General features: G+C 67.4%; 15 protein-coding genes and 1 tRNA gene. 4 read left to right on the forward strand and 12 right to left on the reverse strand.

Annotated elements, in window-relative coordinates; genetic code table 11:
- Positions 1 to 34 precede the first annotated feature (34 nt).
- Entirely contained in the window at positions 35 to 1,486 is a 1,452-nt protein-coding gene (locus AMD30_RS09485; RefSeq protein ID WP_010841192.1) for an acyl-CoA carboxylase subunit beta, read from the forward strand.
- Positions 1,487 to 1,674: 188 nt separating this feature from the next.
- Here AMD30_RS09485 and AMD30_RS09490 read toward each other — a convergent pair whose 3' ends face one another.
- From AMD30_RS09490 to AMD30_RS09510, 5 genes are all read right to left on the reverse strand, one after another.
- A complete protein-coding gene (locus tag AMD30_RS09490) occupies positions 1,675 to 2,193 on the reverse strand; it encodes a DUF3145 domain-containing protein (protein ID WP_010841193.1) in 519 nt (172 codons plus the stop codon).
- 128 nt (positions 2,194 to 2,321) lie between these two features.
- Positions 2,322 to 3,140, reverse strand: a complete 819-nt coding sequence (locus AMD30_RS09495; protein WP_055475460.1) for a serine hydrolase domain-containing protein — start codon at positions 3,138 to 3,140, stop codon at positions 2,322 to 2,324.
- A gap of 23 nt (positions 3,141 to 3,163) precedes the next feature.
- Positions 3,164 to 4,294 carry an NDMA-dependent alcohol dehydrogenase gene (locus AMD30_RS09500; protein WP_010841195.1) on the reverse strand — a complete coding sequence of 377 codons (1,131 nt, stop codon included), beginning with the start codon at positions 4,292 to 4,294 and terminating at the stop codon, positions 3,164 to 3,166.
- A gap of 229 nt (positions 4,295 to 4,523) precedes the next feature.
- The gene (fadD5, locus tag AMD30_RS09505; protein WP_014927383.1) at positions 4,524 to 6,128 is read right to left on the reverse strand and encodes a fatty-acid--CoA ligase FadD5; all 1,605 of its coding nucleotides are present in this window, start codon (positions 6,126 to 6,128) and stop codon (positions 4,524 to 4,526) included.
- Positions 6,129 to 6,210: 82 nt separating this feature from the next.
- Positions 6,211 to 7,017 (reverse strand): enoyl-CoA hydratase-related protein, encoded by an 807-nt coding sequence (locus AMD30_RS09510; protein ID WP_010841197.1) that lies wholly within the window; start codon positions 7,015 to 7,017, stop codon positions 6,211 to 6,213.
- Between the two features lie 200 nt (positions 7,018 to 7,217).
- Between AMD30_RS09510 and AMD30_RS09515 the strand changes: the two genes are divergently transcribed.
- Positions 7,218 to 8,417, forward strand: coding sequence for a TetR/AcrR family transcriptional regulator (locus AMD30_RS09515; protein WP_055475461.1), 1,200 nt, complete (start codon positions 7,218 to 7,220; stop codon positions 8,415 to 8,417).
- Positions 8,418 to 8,422: 5 nt separating this feature from the next.
- Here AMD30_RS09515 and AMD30_RS09520 read toward each other — a convergent pair whose 3' ends face one another.
- The 5 genes from AMD30_RS09520 to AMD30_RS09540 form a co-directional block, all read right to left on the reverse strand.
- Positions 8,423 to 9,367, reverse strand: coding sequence for a hypothetical protein (locus AMD30_RS09520; RefSeq protein ID WP_055475462.1), 945 nt, complete (start codon positions 9,365 to 9,367; stop codon positions 8,423 to 8,425).
- Positions 9,368 to 9,429: 62 nt separating this feature from the next.
- Positions 9,430 to 9,855, reverse strand: a complete 426-nt coding sequence (locus AMD30_RS09525) for a pyridoxamine 5'-phosphate oxidase family protein (RefSeq protein WP_010841200.1) — start codon at positions 9,853 to 9,855, stop codon at positions 9,430 to 9,432.
- Positions 9,856 to 9,922: 67 nt separating this feature from the next.
- Positions 9,923 to 10,675, reverse strand: coding sequence for an isocitrate lyase/PEP mutase family protein (locus AMD30_RS09530; protein WP_055475463.1), 753 nt, complete (start codon positions 10,673 to 10,675; stop codon positions 9,923 to 9,925).
- Between the two features lie 114 nt (positions 10,676 to 10,789).
- The gene (locus AMD30_RS09535) at positions 10,790 to 11,437 is read right to left on the reverse strand and encodes a dihydrofolate reductase family protein (protein ID WP_014927392.1); all 648 of its coding nucleotides are present in this window, start codon (positions 11,435 to 11,437) and stop codon (positions 10,790 to 10,792) included.
- Between the two features lie 175 nt (positions 11,438 to 11,612).
- Positions 11,613 to 12,473, reverse strand: coding sequence for an SDR family oxidoreductase (locus tag AMD30_RS09540; RefSeq protein WP_055475464.1), 861 nt, complete (start codon positions 12,471 to 12,473; stop codon positions 11,613 to 11,615).
- A 104-nt stretch (positions 12,474 to 12,577) separates the two neighbouring features.
- Here AMD30_RS09540 and AMD30_RS09545 point away from each other — a divergent pair, with 104 nt between their 5' ends.
- Complete coding sequence (locus AMD30_RS09545; RefSeq protein ID WP_010841204.1) at positions 12,578 to 12,970, forward strand: winged helix-turn-helix transcriptional regulator; 393 nt, start codon at positions 12,578 to 12,580, stop codon at positions 12,968 to 12,970.
- 60 nt (positions 12,971 to 13,030) lie between these two features.
- Positions 13,031 to 13,219: a hypothetical protein gene (locus AMD30_RS09550; protein ID WP_010841205.1), complete on the forward strand. Its 189-nt coding sequence runs from the start codon at positions 13,031 to 13,033 to the stop codon at positions 13,217 to 13,219.
- 87 nt (positions 13,220 to 13,306) lie between these two features.
- Here AMD30_RS09550 and AMD30_RS09555 read toward each other — a convergent pair.
- Positions 13,307 to 13,379 (reverse strand) — tRNA-Asn (locus tag AMD30_RS09555).
- 154 nt (positions 13,380 to 13,533) lie between these two features.
- Positions 13,534 to 15,132, reverse strand: coding sequence for a permease (locus tag AMD30_RS09560; protein ID WP_010841207.1), 1,599 nt, complete (start codon positions 15,130 to 15,132; stop codon positions 13,534 to 13,536).
- Between the last annotated feature and the right edge of the window lie 44 nt (positions 15,133 to 15,176).

The following is a 15,176-nucleotide window of genomic DNA, read 5'->3' on the forward strand; positions in this document are numbered from 1 at the left end:
CTCCCGCCACACCCCCGACACCCAGGAGACATCGATGACGACCTTGGCTCCCGTTGCCGGCCGCGAAGAAGCCGCCGATCCCCGCGACCCCCTGTTGCGGCTCACCAACTTCTTCGACGAAGGCACGATGTCGCTGCTCCATCCACGCGACAAGTCGGGCGTCCAGGCCGCCGTCGGTCTGGTCCACGGGGTCCGGACGGTCTCCTACTGCACCGACGGCACCGTGATGGGTGGCGCCATGGGTGTCGTGGGGTGTGCGCACATCGTCAACGCCATCGACACCGCCATCACCGAGCAGGCGCCGGTCATCGGCATCTGGCACTCGGGTGGCGCTCGCCTCGCCGAGGGTGTCGAGGCGTTGCACGCGGTCGGCCAGGTCTTCGAGGCGATGGTGCGCGCCTCCGGCTACATCCCGCAGATCTCGGTCGTCGTCGGGTTCGCGGCCGGGGGCGCGGCCTACGGCCCGGCGCTGACCGACGTCGTGATCATGGCGCCGGCCGGCCGGGTCTTCGTGACCGGGCCGGATGTCGTCAAGAGCGTCACCGGCGAAGAAGTCGACATGGAGTCGCTGGGCGGCCCGACCACACACGGCAAGAAGTCCGGCGTCTGCCACATCGTCGCCGACTCCGAGCCCGATGCGCTGTGGCGGGCGCGGCGTCTCGTGTCGACGTTCACCCAGCAGGGACACTTCGACCGCGATCACGCCCGGGCCGGCGACACCGACCTCAAGGCCCTGCTGCCCGAGTCGAATCGTCGCGCCTACGACGTCCACCCCGTCGTCGAGCAGTTGCTCGACTCCGGTGTGGCCGCCGACGGCGAGACGGAGATCTCGAGTTTCGAAGAGCTGCAAGCGAAGTGGGCGCCGAACATCGTCGTCGGCTTCGGCCGGCTGTCCGGACGCAGCGTCGGTGTCATCGCGAACAACCCGCTGCGGATGGGCGGTTGCCTCAACTCCGAGAGCGCCGAGAAGGCATCGCGTTTCGTCCGCCTCTGTGACGCCTTCGGAATCCCTCTCATCGTCATCACCGATGTACCGGGCTACCTTCCCGGCGTCGGCCAGGAGTGGAACGGCGTCGTCCGGCGTGGCGCGAAGCTGCTGCATGCCTTCGCCGAGGCCTCGGTCCCCCGCGTCACGCTGGTGACCCGAAAGATCTACGGCGGTGCCTACATCGCGATGAACTCGCGTGCGCTCGGCGCCACCGCGGTCTTCGCCTGGCCGGGTTCGGAGGTCGCCGTGATGGGCGCCAAGGCCGCGGTGGGCATCCTCCACAAGAAGGCCCTCGCCGCCGCACCCGACGATGAGCGAGAGGCTCTGCACGACCGCCTCGCCGCCGAGCACGAGGCCATCGCCGGCGGTGTCGGCCGCGCTCAGTCCATCGGGGTGGTCGACGAGATCATCGACCCGGCGCACACGCGCAGCATCATCGCCGAAGCGCTCGCGGCAGCACCCGCACGCCGCGGACGCCACAAGAACATCCCGCTCTGACGCGTCGCACCAACGACAAGTGCCCCGGTCCTTCGAGGACCGGGGCACTTGTCATCACCGCTCCCTGAGGAGCCCGGAGCGTGCAGAGGACACGCCACCACCGCTCCCTGAGGAGCCCGGAGCCTGCGGAGGACACGCCACCACCGCTCCCTGAGGAGCCCGGAGCCTGCGGAGGGCGTCTCGAAGGGTCAGCCCACCCGCTGCTGCAACCAGGTGACCTCGGCGCCGGCGCCGCCCATGCGGTACTGCTCGAGGGCGTTGTCCCACGCGGTACCGAGTGCGCCTTCGAGTTCACCGGCGAGGCCGGCGCTGTCGGGTTGCGATTCGATCATCGAGCGCAACTGGTTCTCGCCGATGATGACGTCACCGTTGGCGCTCGTGGAGCCGCGCCACAGGCCCAGTCCCGGGACGTAGCAGAACCGCTCGCCGTCGACGCCCTCGCTCGGATTCTCGGTCACCTCGAAGCGAAGCGCCGACCACTCACGGAGAGCCGTCACCAGACGTGCGGCAGTGCCGACCGGCCCTGCCCAGTCGACAGTGGCACGCTGCATGCCCGGCTCGGCATCCTGTGCCGACCATTTCAGGTTGGCGCGCGCATTCAGGGTCGACGACAGAGCCCACTCCACATGCGGGCACAGCGCCACCGGCGCCGAGTGGATGTACACCACTCCTGTTGTCATGTCCGCAAACTGGTTCAGATTGCGCACCTTGTTCACCTCCGTTGTCGACGAGGAACGTCTTCCCCAACACACCTCGCGACAGCGGATATCACACTCGTGAGATCAATTGTGCCTCATGAGGCACGTGTTGCGCCAGTTTCTGGTGCGAGAAAAATTCAGTTCTGTGACGAGAGTTCATCAACGACACGATCGTTGAACTCGCTCCACAGCGGCTTCGCCCATGGTCCGAACGGCCGGTCGGTCAGCACGACGCATGCGGCGTCGAGAACCGGGTCCACCCAGAGAAACGTCCCGGCCTGCCCGAAGTGCCCGAACGTGCGCGGAGAATTCCGTGTCCCGGTCCAATGCGGCGACTTCTCCGAGCGGATCTCGAAGCCGATCCCCCAGTCGTTGGGGCGGTGCTTGCCGTAACCCGGAACGAATCCGTCGAGACCGGGGAACTGGACCGACGTCAGCTTTCCGAACGTCTCCGGCGCCAGCAGCCGCGGATTCAACAGCTCTCGAGCGAAGACCGCCAGATCCGCCGCACTCGAGCGCGCCGCATGCCCGGCCGACCCGTAGAGGGTCGTCGACGACAACCCCAGCGGCATACACACGGCTTCGGAGAGATACCGGCCGAACTCGATACCGGTAGCTTCCGCCACGGCCTCGGCGGCCACCTCGAAGCCCGAACTCGAATAGATCCGCTGCTCCCCCGGCGGCGCCTCGACCTCGCGGGTGTCATAGGCCAGTCCGGACGCATGCGAGAGAAGGTGAGCGAGAGTCGATCCCGACGGCCCCGCCGGGTCGTCGAGTTCGACGGCACCTTCCTCGACCGCCACGAGAACCGCGTAGGCCACCAGCGGCTTGGTCACCGAGGCGAGTTCGAAGACGCGAGCGGGGTCGCCGAACTGGTCGGCGACCCCGTCACGGGTGATGATCGCCGCCGACGCGTGGTCGACGGGCCATTCCGTCAGAGATTCAAGGACAGACACATCGGGTCACGTTACCCGGGTGCTCACCAGTCCTCTTCGGTGTAGCGGATGACACCGCGGATGTTCTTGCCGTCCAACATGTCCTGGTAACCCTCGTTGATCTGGTCCAGCCGGTACTGGCGGGTGATCATGTCGGCGATGTTGAGCTTGCCGATCTTGTACATCGACAGCAGCTGCGGGATGTCGAGCTTCGGGTTGGCGCCGCCGAAGATGGAGCCCTGCAGGTTCTTCTGCAGCAGGGTCAGCATGGCGAGGTTCAGGTTCACATCGCTCTCGAGCATGTTGCCCATACCGGTCAGGACACAGGTGCCGCCCTTGGCGGTGATACCCATCCACAGGTCGACGTCCTTGCCGTGGACCTCGCCGACCGTGACGATCACCTTCTGGCACATGCCGCCGTGCGTGGTCTCCGCGATCGCCATGGCAGCCTCTTCGACCGAGGCGAACGCCGCGGTGGCCCCGAACTTCAGCGCCTGCTCGCGCTTCCACTCGACCGGGTCGATGGCGAACAGGTTGCGGGCACCGGAGATCACCGCGCCCTGCAGTGCCGCGGTACCGACGCCGCCGACACCGACGATGGCGACGTCTTCGCCCGGGCGCACGTCGCCGCTCCGGGTCGAGGAGCCGTAACCGGTGGGGATGCCGCAACCGCACAGCGCGGCGACCTCGAACGGGATGTCCTTGTCGATCTTCACCGCGGACGCCTCGTGCACGACCATGTACGGCGCGAAGGTCCCCAGCAGCGTCATCGGGTAGACGTTCTCGCCGGATGCGGTCTGGATGCGGAAGGTGTTGTCCGACACGGCTTCACCCTGCAGCAGCATGGCGCCGAAGTCGCACAGGTTGGCCATCCCCGACTGACACGACGGACACTTGCCACACGATGGGATGAACGACAGCACGACGTGGTCGCCGACCTCGAAGTCGGTGACGCCTTCGCCGATCTCGGCGACGACTCCCGCACCCTCGTGTCCGCCCAGGATCGGGAACCCGGCCATCGGGATGCCACCTGTCATCAGATGATGATCGGAATGGCACATGCCTGCGGCTTCCATCTTGATCTTGATCTCGTGGGCCTTGGGATCGCCGATCTCGATGTCCTCGATCGCCCACGGCTTGTTGTGCTCCCGCAGCAGTGCACCCTTTGTCTTCACTGAACTCCTCCGTTCGAACCCGGCGACGTCTCACACCGGGAGGATCTACTCACTCCGACGGTTGCCGCCATGACGTGACAGTCATCACTCAACCACATAATTGGAACGTGTTCTAGTACGTGTTTCCAGGCCGCGCAGTCGCCCGGTGCGATCGAGACGGACGAGACCACGACGACCTGGGCGCGAGTGCTCGCGCCCAGGTCGGAGGGTGTCGGTCTGGAGGGTGGCGTCAGTCGGAGAGGCCGGCGTCCTTGCTGCCGTAGCTCTGACGCAGCGTCGGCTTGACGACCTTGCCGCCGGCGTTGCGCGGCAGTTCGTCGACGATGACGATGTCCTTCGGATGCTTGAACCGGGCGAGGTTCTCGTTGAGGTACGGCTCGAGGTCGGCGAGGGTCAGGTCGTCGACTCCGTCGGCCAGCACCACCACGGCCACCGGCACCTCGCCCCACTTCTCGTGCGCCCGACCGATGATCGCCGCCTCGGTGATGCTCGGATGACCGAAGAGCACGTTCTCGACCTCGGCGCAGTAGATGTTCTCACCACCGGAGATGATCATGTCCTTGGCGCGGTCGACGACGTAGAGGAAGCCCTCCTCGTCCGCGCGGACCAGGTCGCCGGAGTGGAACCAGCCGCCGGCGAAGGCGTCGGCGGTGCCCTGCTCGTTCTGCCAGTACCCCTTCATCATGTTCGGGCCCCGGTAGACGATCTCGCCGACTTCACCTTGCGCCACGTCGTTCCCCTCGGGGTCGACGATGCGGGCGGTGACCGCGGGGACGACCTTGCCGATCGAGCCGATCTTGCGCAGCGCGTCCCGGCCCTCGAGCACACAGGTGATCGGAGACATCTCGCTCTGCCCGAAGACGGCGACGTTCAGCGCTTCCGGGAAGGTCTCGTTCATCGCCTTCAGGACCGTGTCCGACGCCGGGGCGGCGCCCCAGCTGATCACCCGCAGCTTGAGGTCGCGCGGCTTGGCCTGCTGCGCGGCGCAGACGGCCTGCCACTGCGCGGGCACCAGGAAGATCGAGGTGGTGCCCTCCTTCTCGATCGTGTCGAGCATGTCGTCGGGGTCGAACGCACCGAGCGGATGGATCACCGAGAGCGCACCCATGTAGAACAGTGGCGCCATCGCGCCGAGGCCGGCGATGTGGAACATCGGCGCGACGCAGGAGCCGATGTCATCGGACCGGGTCTGCAGAGCCTGCAGACAGGTGACGGCCTGCGCTTGCATGTTCGTGTGGGTGAGCATGGCGCCCTTGGGCTTTCCGGTCGTGCCCGAGGTGTACATGATCAGCGCGACGGTGTCCTCGGGAACATCGATCTCCTCGAGATCCGACGAGTCCTCGGCAACCAGCGACTCGTAGTCGAGGTGATTCTCCTTGTCCGATCCGCCGACCACGATGGTGTGCTCGATCGCGCCGGTGGCGGCGCCCGCGGCGTCGGCCAGCGGCGCGAGGAGGGTCTCGGTGACGATCACCTTGGCACCGCTGTCGTTGACGAGGAAGGCGACCTCGGCCGGGCTCATCCGGATGTTCACCGGCACGGGGATGGCGCCGATCAGGTTGGCGCCCAGAACCGCTTCGACGTACTCCGAGCGGTTGAGCAGGACGATCAGGACCCGGTCACCGAACTGCACGCCGCGTCGGCTCAGCGCGGCGGCAAACGCCCGGCTGCGCTCGTCGAGTTCTTTCCAGGTGGTGACGTTGCCCAGGAACTTCAGCGCCGGCTTGTCCGGGGTCATGAAGGCGTGGCGGCGGATCTGGTTGTTCCAGTGGTTGCGGCGCGAACGCAGTGGCTCGGTGGCCAGGTCGCTGAAGGTGTCGACGGTCGCGGTCATACGATCGGTCTCCTCGTTGTCTTCTCTGGTGGTGATGGGGTCGGGGCGGGTGGTGTGTGGTTCTTCCGGCGTGGCGCGAAAATCACCGGGAGGCGCCGGCGAAGGCACTGATCGCCGCCTGGAACTCCGGGGACTGGAGCAGTTCGGTCTGGCCGTCGAGTTCTCGCTCGATGGCGGCGTCGAAACCGGACATCGTGTGCGCGTCGAGCGCGGCCTTCGTGAGCCGGAGCGCAGCGGCACTCTTGCCCGCCAGCTTTCGGGCCACAGTGCCGACCACCTCGTCGAGCGCGGCACGGTCGTCGACGACCCCGTTGACGAGTCCGGCCTCGAGAGCTTCTGCGGCACGCAGCTTCTCGCCGAGGAGTGCCAGCTCGTTGGCCCGTACGCGACCGACCGCCGTGGCGAACGACATCGACGCGGCGCCGTCGGGCATCAGACCGATGTTGACGAATGCGAGCAGGAAGTACGACCGCGCCGTCGTGTAGATGAGGTCGGCGCCGAGTGCGAGTGACGCACCGATCCCGGCAGCCGCGCCGTCGACGGAGGCGATCACCGGGACCGGGACCGAACGCACGGCACGTACGAGGGCGGAGCCACCGGAGATGATCGCCCGGGCCTGTTCCCGGGTGAAGCCGGACGCGCCACCTTCGGTCGACCGCTCGGCGAACCCCCGGACGTCGGCACCGGCACTGAAACTGCCACCGGCGCCGTCGATCACGACGACGCGGACGTCATCCCGCTTCGACCACTCCGACAAGGTCTCCTCGATCGCCTTTTCGGCCCGGCCGTCGAGGGCGTTCATCCGTTCCGGTCGAGAAATCGTCAGACGTCCGATCCCGGAATCGTCCACGGACGTCACCACTCCGTCGTGCGTGATCTCGTCGCTCACTACCACTCCCCATTCATGCCGGTTCCGATAGACACAGTGCCCCGCATCTGTGCCATCGCCTAGACTACTATCACAATGCGACGCAGATCACGAGAATTCTCGTTAACTTATCGGATCGTTTTGTGCTTCTCTACTGCGGTTTTACCGTCTGGTCCGGAAATCTGTCACGAGAACGTGGTCTCCGGCTAGGCTGTGTCGTCATGACCGCCCGCCCGCAGACGTCACGCCCGGACCCGGGCGTCCGGCGTCGTCGCCCCGCCGACCGGCGACGCATGATCGTCGACGCCGCGGCGAAGGCGTTCAGCGACGGCGGATATCACGCGGTACGACTCGACGACATCGCCGAGGCCGTCGGCATCTCCGCGCCGGCCCTGTACCGGCACTTCCCGAACAAGTACGCACTGTTCGCCGAGACCACCGCCGAACTCGCCACCGGCCTGCGCGACGTACTCGACACCGTCCCCGAGGGGTCCCCGGAGGAATTGCACGCGCTCCTCGAGGCGATCACCGCCACCTCGTTCGACAACCGGCGCCGCGGCGGGCTGTATCGCTGGGAATCGCGGTACCTCGAGCCCGCCGACGTCGCGATCGTCCGCGACGTCGTCGTGCACCAGCACCGTCGCGTGCGGGCGGCCGCCCGGCGACTGCGGCCGTCGCTGAACGACTCCGACGCCAATCTCGTCGCCGCGGCGATCATCAGCGTCGCGGCCAGTCCCACGACGCACCGCGCCGCGCTGCCCGCCCGTGAGGCGACGGCGCTGATGTCCGGCGCCGCGATCGGCCTGCTCGACGTCGGGTTACCCGCCCCCACCGCTCGCGAACGACCGACGGTCACCGGACTCGCCCCCGCCGCCAAACGTGAGGTCATCCTGACCGAGGCCATCGGACTCTTCGCCGCCCGCGGGTTCCGGGACGTCACCATCGAGGACATCGCACACGCGGCCGACCTGCCCGCGTCGGGCGTGTACCGCCACTTCCCGAGCAAGGTCGCGATCCTCGAGGCATCGTTCTGGCGCGCCACCGATCGGGTCACGTCTGCGATCGCCGACGCCCTCGCCGCATCGACGACGCCCCGGGAGGCGATCGTCGCGATACTCGCCGCCTACATCCGATTGAGCTCCAGCACAACGGATCTGATCTCGATCTACGAGACCGAGATCGGGCACACCACCCCAGAGGCTCGCGCCGAACTGCGCAATCAGCAACGGATCACCGTCGACGAGTTCGCCACGTGGCTCACCCGGGACCGCGAGGAACTGTCGCTCTCACAGGCCCGGTTCCTCGTGCACGCGGCACTCGACGTGGTGACCGACCTGTCGCGCCAGTCCCCGCCGCCCTCGCCCGAGCGGATCGAAGCGCTCGCGATGCGGATACTGCTCGGCCCACACGTGGCCGACTGACGCCCCTACAGCACCGCGAAGTCGTCCATCAGCCAGCGGCCGTCCTGTTCGACGAGAGTGACCTTGACCCGCGACTGGTACGGGAATCCCTCGGGAAACTCCTGGGCGGTCTGGGGCGATTTCAGCGTCTGGTCGAGCGTCACCAGCACGACGGCCTTGCCGTCGTCGACGGACATGATGCCGGCGTTGTCGGCCTTCGCGGTCGAGACCGATTCGGCCGCAGTCGATCCGCGTCTCGCGTCCTGCGAGGATTCGATGTAGGTCTGGGTGAAGGCGGGCGTCGAGATCTCCCGGATGCGCCGGTCGAGGTCGGCGTAATCGGCGGAGTTGTAGGTGGAGATCTCGGCCGCGTACCGGCGCGCCGTCTCGAGCAGCGACGACGTGGCGCCGGCCGACGCGCTCGTCTCGGCCCGCTCGTCGGCGTCCACATAGGCCACCGCGAGTACCGCGGTCGACGCCGCGAGGGCGATGACCGCCACGATCAGCGCGATCACGGCCCAGGGCCGGGCGCCGACCGCCGAGGTCCATCCGGTCCACCGAGAGCCACGACGACCGGACGCCGCGGGGTCGATCTTGCGCGGCGTGCGGTCCGCATCGGTGTCGGTGGACTTCGGGTCGTCGGTGGGCGGGTCGTCGGTGGGCGCGGCGGGGTCCGGGCCTGCGGAATCGGTCGCCGCCGAACGGGTTGCGGGACCCGAACCCTCCGAGCCACGCTTGCGACCGGCCTTGCGAGCCGCCTTCTCCGCTTTGGCCTCGGCCTCGGCGCGGTACTTGTCGCGGTTGCTGCGGTTGGCCTGCAGGAACTCGGCGCCGTGGAGAGGGTTCACCTCCGCGGCGTCGCTGGGGGGATTCGCCTGTGCCGAGCCGGGGTCGACGGACTGATCGGACTCGGCACCGGGTGCGGTGCCCCCGGCGTCGGGCTGGTCGGACGTGGAACGCGGCTTCGGCATGCGTTCAATGTAGCGAGACGTTCCCGGCCGGTTCGTCTCGCTGCCGGATCAGTGCCCGACGATCAGAGGCTGCCGAGGTCCAGAGACACCCATTGCTTCGGCTCGAGGAACAGTTTCGTCTGCGGGCCGTGGTCCTTCTCGGCCATCTCCACGTAGGGGTCCACCGCCTGGGGCGGGAGGTAGCGCGCCGCCATCTCCTGGAGGTCGGCGCGAGTGCCGGCGACCATGTCGACCGCATCCCCCGACACGGCCACGTACATCAGCCGCGGCGTCACCTCGTCGACCATCAGCGTGAAACGCCCGGCTGCCCGGATGAGCTGCAGTTTGCGCGACTCGGTCCCGGTGAGCAGCCAGGGACGTCCACCCGGCTCGTACTGGTACCAGACCGGGACGGTCAGTGGCGCCCGGCCGGGCTCGGCCTCCACCGACAACGCCGCGACGTGGGGTTCGGACAGGAACGCTTCTCGTTCGGATTTCGTGAGTGCCATGTGCCGACGGTAGACCGCACCACCGACATCCCGTCCGTGTTCTTTCGACCCGGACGGGATGTTCTGGCTACTTCCAGGGTTCGAGTACCTCGGCGGCGCGCTCGGCGAGCACCATCTGGAAGATCGGCCCGAAACTGACCCGGGCGACGCCGAGTTCGGCCAAGGCCGACTTCGAGTTCTTGGTCGGATGCCCGATCGCGTTGACCGGCAACGGCAGCTCCGCGGTGAGCCGCTTCTGCGTGGCGTCTTCGTGGAAACCGACCGGGTACAACACATCCGCACCGGCTTCGGCGGCCAGCTTCAGTCGCTCGATGGCGCGGTCGACGCGATCGGATTCGTCCCCGACCTGCTTCACGAAGAGGTCGGTACGCGCGTTGATGACCACGTGGACGTCGGTGGCGTCGGACGCGGCCCGCAATGCGCCCACGAAGTCGGCGTGCTCCTGCGCCTCGCGGAGGCGACCGCCCTCGCTGTGCACGGTGTCCTCGATGTTCAGGCCGACCGCGCCGGCCGCGATCAAGCCGTCGATGAGTGTCTTCGGGTCTTCCCCGTAGCCGGATTCGATGTCGACGGAGATCGGGACGTCGACGGCGGCGGTGATCTGCCGGATCCGGGTGGTCAGCTCATCGAATGTGATGCCCTCGTTGTCGGGTTTGCCGATGGAGTCCGATACCGGATGACTGCCGACCGTGAGCGCGGTGAACCCCGCGGAGATCGCGAGATTCGCCGACCACGCATCCCAGACCGTGGGCAGGATGACCGGATTTCCGGGCTGGTGGAGGTCGAGCAGAGTCGTGGCCTTGCTGGAGAGTTCCGTCATGGTCCCTACAACTACGCCGATCGGCGATCGCATTCCACCGCCGCCGCCATCCGGTTGTGGTTTGTCCCGGATGCCGGGACAAAACGCAACCGGGTAGCGGCCGGCCGGCCGGCGCTACTCGCGCCAGAACAGGTGATGAGTGACCCCGCTGGAGCTGGGGACCGACTCGTGGTGGTACCGGTCCTCGAGTTCCTCGGGCGACTCCCAGAGTTTCAGCCCCTCCCCGATCGTGACCGGCGCGACGGCGATGTGCAGGGTGTCGATGAGGCCGGCGTCGAGGAATTCCCGCACGGTGCTCACGCCGCCGCCGATGCGTACGTCCTTGCCGTCGGCCGCGGCCTTCGCCTGCTCGGCAGCCTCGGCGGGTGTCGCGTCGAGAAAGTGAAAAGTGGTGTCGCCGAGCGTGAACGACGGTCGCACGTGGTGCGTCAGCACGAAGACGGGCGTGTGGAAGGGCGGTTCGTCGCCCCACCAACCCTGCCACTCATGGTCGGTCCACGGGCCGCGCTGATGGCCGAACTTGTTGCGGCCCATGATCTCCGCGCCGATGTTGTGGGAGAAGTCGCGCGTGAAGTAGTCGTCGAGGCCCCGCGTGCCACCCGGGTCGGTCCGATTGGGCCAGCCGGCGGTGGCACCCGCCCATGACATCAGTTCCCAGGGTTCGACGCGGTCACCGAAGGGACGCTCGAACGTCTGGTTCTCCCCCGCCCCGATCCCGTCCTGCGAGATGGAGAAGTTCTGGACTCTGAGTAGTTGCGGCATGGCTTGGCATTCCCGTCGTCTGTCGGCACGAGCAATATATGCGGACAGACCCGGTGGCGCCGGAAAACTCATCGCCGCGGCGCAGACCGGATGATCCACGCCGCGATCGCCGCCTGCGGACCCACGACGGAGGTGACCGATACGGATGACCGGAGGCGGCGACAGCGAAGCAGCGTCAGCCGAGCGCCTGGGCAATGACGTCGGCGACGGGGGTCGACGACCGGCCGATGAGCGACCGGAGATCACCGGAGGTGGTGTCGAGTTCGCCGCGACTGATCCCCGCGTCCGAGCTCGCCAGCATCGCGGCGACCGGCTCGGGCAGGCCCGCGCCGACCAGACTCGCCCGGTAATCGGACTCCGAGAGGTCGCGGTACTCTACGGTCGAACCCGCCGCCTCACCGATCGCGCGGGCGAACTCTCCGTACGTCAGCCGTTCGTCCCCACCCAGCTCGTAGACCTTGCCGGCCTGATCGGAATCGGCGGTGAGGACAGCCGCGGCCGCGGCCGCGTAGTCGGCACGGGCAGCGGCCGCGAGCCTTCCCTCACCGGCCGCCCCGAAGAGCGTCCCGGTCGACACCGCCTGCGGGATGGCCGCCAGGTAGTTCTCCCAGTACCAGCCGTTGCGCAGGATCACGGTGGAAACCGGCGACTTGCTCAGCCGGGCCTCGGTGGCGACATGCTCAGGGGCCAGGCTCAAGCCACTCGTGTCCGCGTGAAGCAGGCTGGTGTAGGCGATGAGTGCGACGCCGTTCTCCTCCGCGGACTCGATCACGTTGGTGTGCTGGGCGACACGTCGGCCCATGTCGGCGCCCGAGATGAGCAGCAGCTTGTCGACTCCGGCGAGTGCGGTCCGCAACGACTCCGGGTCGTCGTAGTCGGCGACGCGGACCGAGACGCCCTGCGACGCGAGCTTCGACGCCTTCGACTCGTCCCGGACGATCGCGACGACGTCGGTGGCCGCGACGCCACGAGCGAGTAGTTCCTCGATCACGAGTCCGCCGAGATGTCCTGTCGCGCCGGTCACTGCTGTGGTCATGGTGTCCTCTTTCTGGGTGGTGGTCGCCCCAGTATGCACTAACTTTTAGTAAGTGCAATACGATGTGTTAGCAAGATCTCGTCGCTTCGACTACCGTTGAGGACGTGACCGAGACCAGCGACGAGTCCCTCGAAGCGAATGTCTTCGCCCGAGACTGCTCATCTCGGACGACGCTGCAGACCGTCACCGGTCGCTGGGGAAGCCTCGTGCTGATGGCGTTGGGAGAGAGTAACTATCGGTTCAGCGCCTTGCGACGACGCGTCGACGGCGTGAGTGAACGCATGCTGTCGCAGACCCTGCAGAACCTCGAGCGCGACGGCATGATCGTACGCACCGTCCTCGAGGCCATCCCGCCGAAGGTCGAGTATCACCTCACCCCGCTGGGCCGCCAGGTCGCCGACCAGTTGAGCGGACTGATCGAACTCGTGCAGGACAACATGCCCGTCGTCCGGGACGCGCAGGCGCAGTACGACGGGCGACACAGCGGCGGAGACTGAATTCCATCTCGTCGGGTACACGTGGATACGTAGGAGTTCGACGACGAGAGGATCAACCCGATGACGTCACCGGAAGCCGACCTGCCGATCGAGGCAAACGAGGCCGACGCGATCGAGCAAGCCCAGCCGACGGACCCCGACCCCGCCGAGGCGGCGGAGCCCACCGTGCCGTTCGATGCCAACGACGCCGACGCCGCCGAGCAGGCCACCGAGGTCGAGACCGACCCCGAGGATTACCCCCGCGAATAACTCGGCGGGCCGGGGCCCTGGGTGGACGAGCCACACGACAGAAGAAGAGAGCCCGTCTCCTGCGTTCGCAGGTGACGGGCTCTTCTGCTCCCCCAACTGGACTCGAACCAGTAACCGTTCGATTAACAGTCGAATGCTCTGCCAATTGAGCTATGGGGGATTGCTCCGGCTCCGTTCGGCACCCGCGGATGCTTCACCAGAACCGAGGTCAGACTCTAGCGCATGGTCGCGCCGGAGAACAAAACGCGCGGTCAGCAGATATCGGTGCGATCGGGCCGGTGTGTCACACCGGCCCGACCACCTGGTCATCGAGGTCAGTGACCGGCGACCACGTCCGACTCGTCGACCACCACGGGCGTGCGCGCCCCCGGTAGGAACCAGTGCGCGATGCACACTGCTGCGAAGAGAAGGTAGCCGAGCGCGACCGCGGGGGCCGCCGCCCACGACACCTCGGGCGCGTGGATCAGGCCGATGAACGACAGGACGGCGCCGACCGACGCGGCGATCGCGGCGTAGTGGAATTTCTTCTCGAGGATGAACGTGACGATGGTGCCGAGGACCAGACCGACGAGCACCGCACCCTCGCCCAGCGTCTTGAGGCCCTCGTAGATCACCCCGGCACCGCCGAGCGCCTCCATACCCACTTCGTCGGCGGTGGTGCCGGCCGCCGCGAGCGCGTTGTCGATGAGCCCTCGACCCCATTCGGCGAGGTTCGGCAGCAGTGCCGCCACCACCGCGACCGCGTGCAGGCGCGGCACCGCCTGGAAGGCCTGAGCGCCGATGAGCAAGCCGATGAACAGCAGGATCGGGACGATCGCCGGGACCGGCAACAGTGCGTTGAGCACTCCGAACATGCCAAGGAAGCACAACAGTCCGATGGCGACACCGCTCGCCAGGGAGTAGCTCGCGCGCCCGCCCGCGTCCTTCCAGCCGGGATGTCCGATGTAGACCGCGGGCGGGAACGGAGACCCGAAAGCCGCACCGATACACGCGCCGGCACCGTCGGCCAGCAGGACGCTGCGCAGGTTGTAGTTGTCCCCCGCCGCCGCGGCGCTCTCCACGTTGCTCATCGCCTCGGTGAAGTTGTAGACACCGAGCGGTATGGCGGTGCCCAGCAGGGGTGCGAGATCACCGAGTCCGTTGAACAGCAGATCGAAACGCTGATCCGGGATGCCGATCGCGACGTTCTCCACCGCCGAGGTCAGGTCGGGCACGGACATGTACCCGCCCGCCCAGCCGATCGCCGTGCCGACGAGCAGCGCCGCCAGGCCGACCGGGATGTTGCCGGGCAGCTTCACGTCGGTGAAGAACCCGATGAGGATGATCGCCAGCACGGGGAGGCCGATCCACGCCGCCTCCCACATCTGCGCGGCCGGCCGCATCGAGATGAAGGTGATCGAGATGCCCGCCAGGGTTCCCAGCATCGCCGCTCGCGGGGTGAGCTTGCGGACGTAGGGACCCACGAAGGCGCCGATCATCACGATGACGCCGATCATGAACGCCCACGCCAGACCGGCCTGCCACGCCTGGATCGCGTCGTTGGTGTTCAGGTACACCGGCAGCATCACGACGAACACCACGATGAACATGTGCGGCACGCTCGGACCGTAGGGCAGCGCGGTCACATCGTCGCGTCCCTCACGCGCGGCGAGGCGTCGTGCCAGGAAGGTGTAGTACAGGTTGCCCAGGATCAGAGCCACCCCCAGGGCGGGCAGCACGGTACCGAGGACGTTCTCCGCGCTGAGACCGATCACCCCGATCATCAGTCCGGTCAGCGTCAGCACGTTGACCAGGATGTTGAACCCGAGACCGAAGAACGCGTTGGTGTCCCCGCGCGTCCACCAGGCGACCTTGGACTGCTGCGGGGGTGACGGCGGGTCGGCCGTAGGGGCTGGATCGGTGGTGGCGCTCATGACTTCCTCCGGGGTGGTCGAGTTGGGAGTACGAGACGCCGGTG

The organism is Gordonia sp. HS-NH1 (assembly GCF_001418765.1).
GTDB lineage: Bacteria > Actinomycetota > Actinomycetes > Mycobacteriales > Mycobacteriaceae > Gordonia.

Bases quoted from the DNA above. Each gene is read 5' to 3' on its own strand.
- AMD30_RS09485 (WP_010841192.1), top strand. From the start codon at position 35: ATGACGACCTTGGCTCCCGTTGCCGGCCGCGAAGAAGCCGCCGATCCC.
- fadD5 (WP_014927383.1), bottom strand. From the start codon at position 6,128: ATGACCGCGACCGTCGACACCTTCAGCGACCTGGCCACCGAGCCACTG.
- AMD30_RS09515 (WP_055475461.1), top strand. From the start codon at position 7,218: ATGACCGCCCGCCCGCAGACGTCACGCCCGGACCCGGGCGTCCGGCGT.
- AMD30_RS09520 (WP_055475462.1), bottom strand. From the start codon at position 9,367: ATGCCGAAGCCGCGTTCCACGTCCGACCAGCCCGACGCCGGGGGCACC.
- AMD30_RS09525 (WP_010841200.1), bottom strand. From the start codon at position 9,855: ATGGCACTCACGAAATCCGAACGAGAAGCGTTCCTGTCCGAACCCCAC.
- AMD30_RS09530 (WP_055475463.1), bottom strand. From the start codon at position 10,675: ATGACGGAACTCTCCAGCAAGGCCACGACTCTGCTCGACCTCCACCAG.
- AMD30_RS09535 (WP_014927392.1), bottom strand. From the start codon at position 11,437: ATGCCGCAACTACTCAGAGTCCAGAACTTCTCCATCTCGCAGGACGGG.
- AMD30_RS09540 (WP_055475464.1), bottom strand. From the start codon at position 12,473: ATGACCACAGCAGTGACCGGCGCGACAGGACATCTCGGCGGACTCGTG.
- AMD30_RS09550 (WP_010841205.1), top strand. From the start codon at position 13,031: ATGACGTCACCGGAAGCCGACCTGCCGATCGAGGCAAACGAGGCCGAC.
- AMD30_RS09560 (WP_010841207.1), bottom strand. From the start codon at position 15,132: ATGAGCGCCACCACCGATCCAGCCCCTACGGCCGACCCGCCGTCACCC.